Source organism: Geodermatophilus sp. SYSU D00779 (genome assembly GCF_054050595.1).
This window is the reverse complement of the sequence record NZ_JBJGZQ010000066.1, coordinates 1-2,117: the sequence shown is the minus strand read 5'-3', so window position 1 is coordinate 2,117 and position 2,117 is coordinate 1. Positions and strand designations below refer to the sequence as shown.

Sequence of the window (2,117 nt, the reverse complement as noted above, 5' to 3'; positions counted from 1 at the left end):
GCTGCCCACTCCTGTGGGCAGCGGCAGAGGTCGCAGGGAGACCAGGCGGGCGGGGACCCGGACCGCCCACCCCGTCGCGCGGCCGGCCGGTCGACCGGCCGGCCCCGCCGTGCTCACCCGGTCTCGGGGACCCGCAGGTGGGCGAGGACGAGCTCGAACTCGGCCACCTCGGTGATCTCGCTGTCCACGGTGGCGGTGAACTCCTCGCGGACGGCCGTGGCATCGGTCCGGGAGCGCTCCAGCGCCAGGCGGTCGGCGTAGGTGACCGAGCCTGCGGCCCGGCCCTCCCGGGGGTCGACGAGCAGGCTGGCGCTGCAGAAGCCGTCGAGCTCCTCGAGCCGCGGCAGCAGGCGCGTCCGGTAGGCGTCGAGGGCCGGCGCCATCCGGCTGGGGTCGGTCCGGGTCCAGGTGACCCGGGTGCACGCTCCGTCGGGCGCCTCGCGCACCCGGTGCACCACGGCGATCTCCCACGTGTGCAGCTCCACCGAGCCGCCGAGGACCTCGGCGAAGCGGGCCCGCAGCGGCCGCAGCTGCTCGCCGGTGTCGGCCATGGCGGCCTCGTCCTTCCAGGACGTGGTGGCGATGCAGCGCCCGGAGGCGCGGTCGGCCAGCATCGACAGGCCCACGTAGCCGGGCAGTCCCTCGACGGCGGGCATGACCCGGTCCCGCAGGAAGGCGACGCCCTCGTCGATGGCCGTCGGGTCGCCGTGGACGATGGTGGTGCGTGCGTACACGTGCTCTCTCCTCTCCCGGCGGCCCGGCCGGGGGGTTGCGGATGGCCTCCCTGCAGGGTCCCGCCGCGAGCCTGCGAGCGGTGGGGGCAGGGAGGTCCTTCTTCACGCGGTCTCGGGTACCCGCAGGTGGGCGAGGACCAGGTCGAACTCCCGGACGTCGGTGACGGCCAGGCCCATCCTCGTCGCGAAGTCGTCGCGCAGCGCGCGGGCGCTCTCGCGGTTCTCGACCATGTCCTCCCGGCTGTCGTAGGTGACCGCCGAGACGCCCATGCCCTCGGCCGGGTGGGTCATGAGGCTGACGCTGCAGAACCCGGCGAGGTCGTCCAGCCGGGGCATGAGGCTCATCCGGAAGGCGTCGATGACGCGCTCCATGGCGTCGGGCTCTCCGCGGATCCACGTCACCCGGGCGCAGGCGCCGTGGTGGGCCTCGTGCCGGCGGTGCATGGCCGACACCTCCCACTCCTGCACCTCGTACCCGCCGCCGAAGACCTCCACCGCCCGGTCCCGCATCGGCCGCACCCCCTCGGCGCTGGCCTGCATCGCCTCCCGGTCGCGCCAGGACGTCGTGACGATGCACATCCCGGAGTCCCGGTCGGCGAGCAGGGACAGCCCGACGCAGCCGTCCATGCCGCGGACGGCGGGCATCAACTCGTCGCGGACGAAGTCGATCCCCGCGTCCAGCGACTGCGGGTTGCCACGGATGGTGGTCGAGCGTGCGTACACGGCACCGTTCCTCTCCAGGACGCAGCAGTTCCAGGACGGCGGTGCTCCTGCGGCATCGCCGCGGCGCCCAGGGTCCTCGCGGCGGCAGCAGGTGGCAACGACCTGGTGCGCCCCGCGGGAACGGCGTCCCGCGCCGGCGACGGGCCGGCGTCGTGCGGGGCGTCGACCGCACCTCGCACGACGCCGGCCGGTCAGACGTCGAGCCGCGCGGTCACTCCTCGAACACCACCACGGAGCGCAGCACGTCGCCGGAGCGCATCTTCTCGAAGGCCTTCTCCACGTCACCCAGCCCGATGGTCTCGGTGACGAAGTCGTCCAGCGGGAAGCGGCCCTGCCGGTACAGATCGGCCAGCATCGGGAAGTCCCGGGAGGGCAGGCAGTCGCCGTACCAGGACGACTTGACCGCCCCGCCCCGGCCGAAGACCTCGAGCAGCGGCAGCGTGATGGTCATCTCCGGCGCCGGCACGCCGACCAGCACCACCCGCCCGGCCAGGTCCCGGGCGTAGAAGGCCTGCTCGAACACCGCCGGGTGGCCCACCGCGTCGATCGCCACGTCCACCCCGAACCCGCCGGTGGCGGCCCTGACCGCCGCCACCGCGTCGGTCTGCCGGGAGTTGACGGTGTGCGTGGCGCCGAACTGGCGGGCCCACGCCAGCTTCC

The 2,117-nt window shown here is 74.2% G+C and carries 3 protein-coding genes; all 3 read right to left on the bottom strand.

What is annotated here, in order from left to right; translation table 11 throughout:
• Nucleotides 1-113: 113 nt before the first annotated feature.
• Nucleotides 114-734: a hypothetical protein gene (locus ACI79G_RS24895; RefSeq protein WP_456883710.1), complete on the bottom strand. Its 621-nt coding sequence runs from the start codon at nt 732-734 to the stop codon at nt 114-116.
• Nucleotides 735-836: 102 nt separating this feature from the next.
• Nucleotides 837-1,457 carry an antibiotic biosynthesis monooxygenase gene (locus tag ACI79G_RS24890; protein WP_456883709.1) on the bottom strand — a complete coding sequence of 207 codons (621 nt, stop codon included), beginning with the start codon at nt 1,455-1,457 and terminating at the stop codon, nt 837-839.
• A gap of 211 nt (nt 1,458-1,668) precedes the next feature.
• Nucleotides 1,669-2,117 (bottom strand): zinc-binding dehydrogenase (locus tag ACI79G_RS24885; RefSeq protein WP_456883708.1); only part of this gene is annotated, 449 nt, incomplete at its 5' end.